The sequence below is a fragment of the Zymomonas sp. genome, assembly GCF_020216885.1.
Classification (GTDB): domain Bacteria; phylum Pseudomonadota; class Alphaproteobacteria; order Sphingomonadales; family Sphingomonadaceae; genus Zymomonas.
In genome coordinates this window covers 1-7,539 of record NZ_JAIWON010000145.1, presented here as the reverse complement: position 1 = coordinate 7,539, position 7,539 = coordinate 1, and the positions used below count along the sequence as shown (strand labels likewise).

Below are 7,539 nucleotides of genomic sequence, written 5' to 3'. Positions count from 1 at the left end.
GAAGCCTATGACAATGTCGAGATCGCGGATTTACCAGCGCAATATCCGGTCGGCTCTGCCCGTCATTTAGTGCAAGCCCTGACTGGTCTAGAAATTTCCGCCCGAACCCGTATCGCTGATGTTGGGGTTCTGGTTCAAAATGTTGGGACTGCCCGCGCGGTTTGGCGTTCTGCCCGTTATGGTGAGCCTCTTATCTCGCGTATTGTGACGGTTTCCGGCGGCGGCATGAATGATCCCAAAACATTGGATGCGCCGCTTGGTTCACCGGTTAAAGCCTTGATTGATTTCTGCGGCGGCATGAATGAAAAAGCCGAGCAAATCGTTACCGGAGGCCCTTTAATGGGGGTCGGTCTTCCGAATATTGATGTTCCGGTTATCAAAGGTACCGCCGGTATTTTGGCTTTGACTTCCGAAGAAATGGATCATCGTCCAACAGAAGCCTGTGTGCGTTGTGGCCGTTGCGTTGATGTTTGCCCTTGTGGTCTAAGTCCGGTTGAAATGGCCAGCTTGATCCGGCGGGATAAGTTAGAGGAAGTTGAAAATCTTCAGGTGATGGACTGCTTTTCTTGCGGTTCCTGTTCTTATGTTTGTCCGTCCCATTTGCCTTTGGTTCAATATTTCAACTATGCCAAAGGCGAAATCTGGAATCGGCGTGACGAAGAAAGAAAACAGAACAAGATCAAGGCCTTGGCCGCTGCCAAAGAGGCGCGTCTGGCTGAAGTCTTGCGCCAGAGGCAACTTGCGGCAGAGCGGGCGAAAGCCGCCAAAGCTGCCGCCAATAAAGAGGAAAAGGCAGTTTAATGAGTGGCAGTATCGCAATCAGCGGGCCCTTTACCCATGCGGATAATAGTGTTTCGCGCACCATGCAGACGGTTATGCTGGCTCTTGTTCCAGCGACCTTGTTTGATCTTTGGCTGTTCGGCTGGCCTGCCATTTTCCTTTTTGGTCTGACTATTCTTTTCTGTCTTTTGATTGAGGCCGGATGTTTAATGCTGGCAAAGCGTCCGGTTTTACCCGCTTTGAAGGATGGCTCCGCGATTTTGAGCGGCTGGCTTATTGCGATGAGCTTACCGCCTTGGGCGCCTTGGTGGATTGCTTTATTGGGCGCAATTTTCGCGATTGCTTTGGCGAAACAGGTCTTTGGTGGTCTGGGGCAAAATCTGTTTAACCCTGCCATGGTTGCTCGTGTCGCTTTGCTGATCTCTTTCCCATTGCAAATGACGCAATTTGCCGCCCCGCATCCATTATTGACCGCCCATGCCCCCGATATTCTGACAGGGCTGAAAATTACTTTGGGTTGTGAAGGTAATCTGGATTCTTTGTCTGCGGCTTCTGCGCTGGGTCATATCAAAACCGAATTGACGCGGGGGATTCCAGTCACCCGCACAGTTCAGACATTGCCCGGATTAAAAGATATGCTGTTGGGGATTAAACCCGGTTCTATGGGTGAAACCTCGGCCATCTTTATTCTGTTAGGCGGTCTGTTCTTGATGTGGCGGCGGATTATTAGCTGGCATATTCCGGTTTCAATGTTGTTGACGCTGTTTTTATTAGGAAGTCTGTTTTCAGCTATCAATCCGGCACGCTTTGCTTCTGGTCTTATTGAATTGCTGTCCGGTGCCTCGATGCTGGGCGCATTCTTTATTGCGACCGACTATGTCACCTCTCCGGTATCGAAAAAAGGTCAGGTCATATTCGGCTTTGGGGTGGGCTTCTTGACATGGATTATTCGTAGCTTTGCCGGTTATCCAGAAGGGGTGGCCTTTGCCGTGTTGCTGATGAATGCAACGACCCCCATCATCGACCACTATAGCCGCCCTCGTGTGTTCGGTCGCACTCGCCAAGGACAACCGGTGGCATTTGGGGACAAGAAATGACCGATCAAAAGGATGAAGCCGAAAACCGGAAAGAAGCCGTCGAACAAGACGCTTTATTTCGAGCCGATGAGGCGATGCATGAAGGGGATACGCCAGAGAAAGAGAAACCTTTCTTCTTTCATGGCCTTGTATTAGCCGCCTTTTGTTTGGGCTTTGGGGCTTTGCTGGCCTTAACGTATCATTTGACCGCTCAAACAATCGTGGCGCGCGGGGTCGAGGATCAGCAGGCTTCTTTAGAACAGGTTATCCCTGCCTCGATTCATGATAATGATATCTCGGCTAATCCGCTCCATCTGAAAGATGCCGAAGGGCATGACGTAACGGTTTTTCGCGCGACGAAGGCCGGTTATGTGACGGGTGTTGCCTATGAAATTTTTGGCACCGGCTATAGTGGCGAAATCCGCCTGATGATGGGCGTTGATGCCGAAGGCCATATTCTTGGGGTGCGGGCGCTGGCTCATAAAGAAACCCCCGGACTGGGTGACAAGATCGAAGCCAATAAATCGAATTGGATATTGCGCTTTACCGGCCTGTCTTTGACCAATCCATCAGAAAACAAATGGAAAGTTAAAAAGGACGGCGGTCAGTTTGACCAGTTTTCTGGTGCAACGATTACGCCACGTGGTGTCGTTGCGGCAATCCATCGTGGTCTGGAATTTTTCGAGACGCATAAAAACACTCTGTTGGAGAGTTCAAATGTCCAATAATGAGTATTTCCGTATCGCCAAAGACGGTCTTTGGGACAATAACGGTATTCTAAGTATGTTGTTGGGGCTTTGCCCGACAATGGCTGTTACGACCAGTGCCACAAATGCCTTGGGCATGGGATTGGCAACCGCCGCAGTGATGGCGGCTTCCAATCTTCTGGTTTCTGTCTTCCGGCATCATATCACCTATGAAGTGCGTGTGCCGGTTTATATCCTGATTGTTGCGGCCATGGTGACTTTGGTCGATCTGGTGATGAATGCCTATATGCACCCGCTTTACAAGGTGTTGGGTCTGTTTATTCCATTGATCGTTTCAAACTGTCTGCCGCTTGCCCATTTGGAGGCCTTTGCTGGTAAAAAACCGCCTCTGGCCTCTTTAACCGATGGTGTCTTTGCTGGATTGGGCTTTACCTTTGCCCTGACGATCATCGGTGGCCTGCGTGAAATTATCGGTTCAGGCACTCTTTTTGCCAATGCGGCTTTATTGCTGGGATCAAGCTTCCGTTTTCTGGAATGTCATCTGTTACCGACGGATTGCCATATTTTGATGATGGTTTTACCCCCAGGGGGGTTTTTGGTGACCGGCTTTGTTTTAGTCGGGAAAAGAATGATCGACGTGGCGCAGGGCAAAGAAATTTCTATGTCCGGCGCACATGGGGCTTAGGGAGGCAAAAAGATGAAGATATCCGTCGCTTATGCCAAACCGGAACGCCAGTGGTGGCTTGAATGTGAAGTCAAAGACGGCGCGACTATCGAAGACGGTATTAACGCTTCCGGTATCTTAAAGCGCTGCCCCGAGATCGACCTTGAAAAACAAAAGGTCGGTATCTTTGGTAAAGTCGCCAAATTAGATGCGCCTTTAGAAGAGGGAATGCGGATCGAGATTTATCGGCCACTTTTGGTTGATCCGAAAACTGTCCCTAAAAAGAAAAAGAAGGCCTAAAATGAAAAGCCTGTCCTTGAAAAAGGGCAGGCTTTTTTTTGATGTTTCTGATTGCTGTCTTTTGTCTTTTTATCTTGGGTAAAAGGGTAGGTTGAAATTCCAGAAAATAGGCTCTTATAAGAATAAAATATCTGAAGAGACAAACCGATATGAATATTGAGCAGCAACGCCAACATATCCTAAGCGGCGCTTATTATAATGATCTCACCCCTGAGCTGATAAAGGCGAGAGAAGAGGCGGTTCGGCTTTCCAATCTTTATAATGATAGTTTTTGTGCAGCTCCGGCAAAAAGAGAAGCCTATCTGCGGCAATTATTGAAAAAATAGGCAAAAATGCTTATTTTGAGCCACGCTTCCGTTGTGAATTTGGTTTCAATATTAGTATCGGCGACAATTTCTACGCCAATTTTGACTGCATTATTTTAGACGGAGGCGAAGTCACCATTGGGGATAATGTTCTATTTGGCTCCCGCGTCGGTATTTATACCTCGAATCATGCGATCAATGCCGATGAGCGGAAGGCTGGCGCTTGCTATGCCAAAGCCGTAACTATTGACCATTCCGTTTGGGTCGGCGGCGGCGTTCACATCAATCAGGGTGTTACGATCGGTGATAACAGTATTATCGGTTCAGGCAGCGTCGTCACAAAAGATATTCCAGCCAATATGATTGCGGCAGGGGTGCCTTGTCGGGTGATACGGTCTATTACCGCTGCCGACTCTGTGGGTTTTACAGGCTAGTTTCTTTATGGCCTGTCTATTATCCTTTCCGTTTAATGCGATTATGTCTCTGTATGCCGCTTTACAGGATTTTTTCCTGTCATTCTGGTTTCCCCAGCTTCATAAATAGAAAATAGGATGAAGGTTCTTTGGGCGATAGAGCTTTTGGATTTGAACCTTCAAGTTATTCGTTGCGGGATTTTATGCCTATCCTTTGAGTCCGCTTTGTCGCCAAAGATAGAATAGTGTTGGGTTGGGAAGAGCTTATGACTTTTGATTTGTTATTCGATTTGGACGGGACGTTAGTCGATACCGTTTATGTTTCTTCTGATGTCTTGAATGAAATGCTGCAAGAACGGGGTAGCCGTCGGGTTATCAAGCCGGAAGAAACGCGTCCGCTCGTGACTTTGGGGGGGGAGGCGATGATTGCCGGTTTGTTTGGCGATGATTGTGTCGATCCTTTGGCTGATGTGGCTGAATATCGGCGGCTTTGTGCTGGTCGCGATACCCATGATGACAGCTTGTTCCCCGGGGTGCGGGAAGGTATCGAACGGCTTTATGCCTTGGGTATGAAAATGGCGGTCTGTTCTAATAAGCCGCAAAATCTGGTCGAAAAAATCATGAGCGATCTCGGCTTCGACAAATATATGGTCGCGCTGGTCGGTGCCAGACCTGACCTACCTCGAAAGCCTAACCCTGCTTTGTTGAATGTCGCCTTGGAAGAAATGAAGGGCAATCGGCAAGATTGTTGGTTTATCGGTGATGGTGAAACCGATCAGGAAGCCTCGGCGGCGCTTGGTATTCCGTTTATTTTTACCTCTTATGGATATGGAACGCCCATTGAAGGCGTGCCGATTGAGGTAACTTGCCCTGATTTTAAATCGGTTACTGACTTTCTGGAAAAGAAGGCCAAAGCCTAAAACAAGGTCTGTTTTGCTTATAGAATGGAATATTTCCACTCTATAAGCAGGAACAGGGGTTACAAAGATTTCTGTTTTTTGCGCTTATACAGATTATAGCTGCCGTAAAAAACAAGGCCGATTGCATTCCATAACAAAAAGCGGATCGTCGTATGAAGCGGCAAGCTGGTAAATAAATAAAGACAACCGATAACGGTGACGCTGCCTATCACAAAAGGAAATGGGCAAGAAAAACGCCGCGTCCTTTCCCCTTCTCGAACACGCAGAATAATCAAGGACAGGCCGACAGCGATAAAGGCTACCAAAGTGCCAGCGTTGGCTAATTCTGCCAATTCATCCAATCGGAAAAAACCGGCAATTAAAGCAATGATAATACCCGTAAATAGGGTCACCTGACTGGGTGTGCCATGCTTGTTTACTTTTGCCAGAAAAGGCGGCAGCAGATGATCTCGCGCCATCACGAAAAAGACGCGGCTTTGTCCGTAGATCATCGCCATAATAACTGAAGGCAAGGCGATAAGTGCGGCGGCGGCAATCCATTTCGCCGCTGTCTCATGATGTAAATTTCTAAGAATAAGAGCAAGCGGTTCACCGCTTTTGATGAATTCGGTAAAAGGCGCAGCCCCTAATAAACAAGCTGCTACACCAATATAGATCAGAACCGAAATAGTCATCGAACCGATAATACCGATGGTCAAATCCCGCTTGGGATTTTTGGTTTCTTCTGCCGCTGTGGCAACCGTATCAAATCCATAAAAGGCAAAAAACAGAATAGCAGCGGCCGCCATAACGCCTCTGACTTTTCCATCTGGCGAAATATGGCTGACAAAGCCGTAAGGCATGAAAGGATGATAATATTCAAAATGGAAAGCAGGCATCGTCAAAACAACAAACAAGACCAAAGCCGACAATTTTAAAATAACCAGTGCCAAAGTCAGAGTGGCGCTTTCCTTGGCACCTGCGGTCAAGAGTAGGGCGATAGATAAGGCCACGATAACCGCAGGAAGATTGATAATCCCGCCATCATGAGGCCCCGCCAATAAAGCCGCTGGTAAATCGATACCAAAAGAATGGAGCCATCCGACAAGATAGGCCGACCATCCAACGGCGACGGTCGAGCTTGCCAGTGAATATTCAAGGATGAGGCTCCATCCGACAATCCATGCCATATGGCGGCCAATCGCCATATAGGCATAAGTGTAAGCACCACCCGCTTCTGGTATCAATGTTGATAACTCGGCATAGCCAAGGGCAGCGGTAGCACAGATAAGACCGGCAATAATAAAGGCAATAACAACAGCAGGTCCCGCCCGATCAGCGCCGACACCTACTAATGTATAGATACCTGTCCCGACAATCGCACCAACACCTAATGCAATAAGATGCGGCCATGACAAATTACGGGAAAGCGCTTGGTCTTTTTTATGAGGGTGAGACTGTTGTGAAGAAAGTGAACGAAATTTTTTACGAGAGCCAAAATATTTTTTTAACATGCAGTCCCCTTTTTGGTCTTTTGCCGTAAAAAGGGGGGAGGGGTCAAGGGAAGCCCTATTACAGGGGCATAGCCTGTCAGGCTGTTTTAGAAATCTTGATACCCGATTTTTCTAAAATAAATCACTTCATTTCATTGAACGCATCATGGTGCGGGCGGAGGGACTCGAACCCTCACGGGCAAATGCCCAACGGATTTTCTTACCTGCCACGGCTTTCACCGCCACTGCTTATGCAGTGTTTGGGGTCTGGACTATCCCTTCACCATACCCTTTAAAAAAGGGGGTAGGTGCTGCCCGTCTAGTCTCTACACCTTCCTGAAAAATCAGGCTTGGCTCGGGATCGGCATTTTACAGCTTTCCCCGAATTTGAGCAGTTCTGCACCTTTCGTTTCCGAAGGGGCACTCAAAATTTTAAGTCCGTAGCGTCTACCATTCCGCCACGCCCGCAACATTATGCCGAATCCGCATAGCGGGGCTTGGGGGTAAAATGCAAGCTAAATTTCAATATTAAGATGTTCTCTTATCTCTTTTCCTGGTTTGAAATAGGGGACACGTTTGGCTTCGACCTCGACTTTTTCGCCGGTTCTGGGATTCCTGCCCAGACGGGCGTCCCGAAAACGGGTGGAAAAGGCACCAAAACCGCGAATTTCTACCCGACCACCTTTGGCCAAATGATGGGAAATCCCGTCAAAGAAAACATCTATAATATGCTCTATCTCTTCTGATGAAAGTTCAGGATTATCATTGGCTAATGTTTGGATCAGTTCGGAACGAATCATCGCATTTCCTTTTCCTGACCAGTCCGGTCTTATTATCCCGAGTGAGACAATTTTTATCGGACAGAATCTTCTTATCAAAGATAATAAAATATATTCTTTGTT

At 47.8% G+C, this 7,539-nt stretch carries 10 protein-coding genes; 8 read left to right on the top strand and 2 right to left on the bottom strand.

Going from position 1 to position 7,539, the window contains the following annotated elements; translation table 11 throughout:
• The 8 genes from LDL18_RS08020 to LDL18_RS07985 all read left to right on the top strand — a co-directional run.
• A partial coding sequence (locus LDL18_RS08020; protein ID WP_296508508.1) for an RnfABCDGE type electron transport complex subunit C occupies positions 1 to 801 on the top strand: 801 nt, incomplete at its 5' end.
• Entirely contained in the window at positions 801 to 1,877 is a 1,077-nt protein-coding gene (locus LDL18_RS08015; RefSeq protein WP_011241544.1) for an RnfABCDGE type electron transport complex subunit D, read from the top strand. The genes LDL18_RS08020 and LDL18_RS08015, both read left to right, overlap by 1 nt.
• Positions 1,874 to 2,584, top strand: a complete 711-nt coding sequence (rsxG, locus tag LDL18_RS08010; RefSeq protein ID WP_296508507.1) for an electron transport complex subunit RsxG — start codon at positions 1,874 to 1,876, stop codon at positions 2,582 to 2,584. The genes LDL18_RS08015 and rsxG overlap by 4 nt, the downstream gene beginning before the upstream one ends.
• On the top strand, positions 2,574 to 3,248 hold the full coding sequence (locus tag LDL18_RS08005) for an electron transport complex subunit E (protein ID WP_011241542.1): 675 nt from the start codon (positions 2,574 to 2,576) through the stop codon (positions 3,246 to 3,248). The genes rsxG and LDL18_RS08005 overlap by 11 nt, the downstream gene beginning before the upstream one ends.
• A gap of 12 nt (positions 3,249 to 3,260) precedes the next feature.
• Positions 3,261 to 3,527, top strand: coding sequence for an RnfH family protein (locus LDL18_RS08000; protein WP_296508502.1), 267 nt, complete (start codon positions 3,261 to 3,263; stop codon positions 3,525 to 3,527).
• Positions 3,528 to 3,676: 149 nt separating this feature from the next.
• Positions 3,677 to 3,853, top strand: coding sequence for a maltose acetyltransferase domain-containing protein (locus LDL18_RS07995; protein ID WP_296508500.1), 177 nt, complete (start codon positions 3,677 to 3,679; stop codon positions 3,851 to 3,853).
• Positions 3,799 to 4,266, top strand: a complete 468-nt coding sequence (locus tag LDL18_RS07990) for a sugar O-acetyltransferase (RefSeq protein ID WP_296508498.1) — start codon at positions 3,799 to 3,801, stop codon at positions 4,264 to 4,266. The genes LDL18_RS07995 and LDL18_RS07990 overlap by 55 nt, the downstream gene beginning before the upstream one ends.
• Before the next feature lie 245 nt (positions 4,267 to 4,511).
• On the top strand, positions 4,512 to 5,165 hold the full coding sequence (locus LDL18_RS07985; RefSeq protein ID WP_296508496.1) for an HAD hydrolase-like protein: 654 nt from the start codon (positions 4,512 to 4,514) through the stop codon (positions 5,163 to 5,165).
• Between the two features lie 59 nt (positions 5,166 to 5,224).
• On the opposite strand, the gene LDL18_RS07980 is transcribed toward LDL18_RS07985, so the two are convergent.
• Both LDL18_RS07980 and LDL18_RS07975 read right to left on the bottom strand, forming a co-directional pair.
• Positions 5,225 to 6,658 (bottom strand): amino acid permease, encoded by a 1,434-nt coding sequence (locus LDL18_RS07980; protein ID WP_296508494.1) that lies wholly within the window; start codon positions 6,656 to 6,658, stop codon positions 5,225 to 5,227.
• 494 nt (positions 6,659 to 7,152) lie between these two features.
• Positions 7,153 to 7,437, bottom strand: coding sequence for an integration host factor subunit beta (locus LDL18_RS07975; protein WP_296508492.1), 285 nt, complete (start codon positions 7,435 to 7,437; stop codon positions 7,153 to 7,155).
• Between the last annotated feature and the right edge of the window lie 102 nt (positions 7,438 to 7,539).

Bases quoted from the DNA above. Each gene is read 5' to 3' on its own strand.
- LDL18_RS07980 (WP_296508494.1), bottom strand. From the start codon at position 6,658: ATGTTAAAAAAATATTTTGGCTCTCGTAAAAAATTTCGTTCACTTTCT.
- LDL18_RS08000 (WP_296508502.1), top strand. From the start codon at position 3,261: ATGAAGATATCCGTCGCTTATGCCAAACCGGAACGCCAGTGGTGGCTT.
- LDL18_RS07975 (WP_296508492.1), bottom strand. From the start codon at position 7,437: ATGATTCGTTCCGAACTGATCCAAACATTAGCCAATGATAATCCTGAA.
- LDL18_RS07995 (WP_296508500.1), top strand. From the start codon at position 3,677: ATGAATATTGAGCAGCAACGCCAACATATCCTAAGCGGCGCTTATTAT.
- rsxG (WP_296508507.1), top strand. From the start codon at position 1,874: ATGACCGATCAAAAGGATGAAGCCGAAAACCGGAAAGAAGCCGTCGAA.
- LDL18_RS08005 (WP_011241542.1), top strand. From the start codon at position 2,574: ATGTCCAATAATGAGTATTTCCGTATCGCCAAAGACGGTCTTTGGGAC.
- LDL18_RS07985 (WP_296508496.1), top strand. From the start codon at position 4,512: ATGACTTTTGATTTGTTATTCGATTTGGACGGGACGTTAGTCGATACC.
- LDL18_RS08015 (WP_011241544.1), top strand. From the start codon at position 801: ATGAGTGGCAGTATCGCAATCAGCGGGCCCTTTACCCATGCGGATAAT.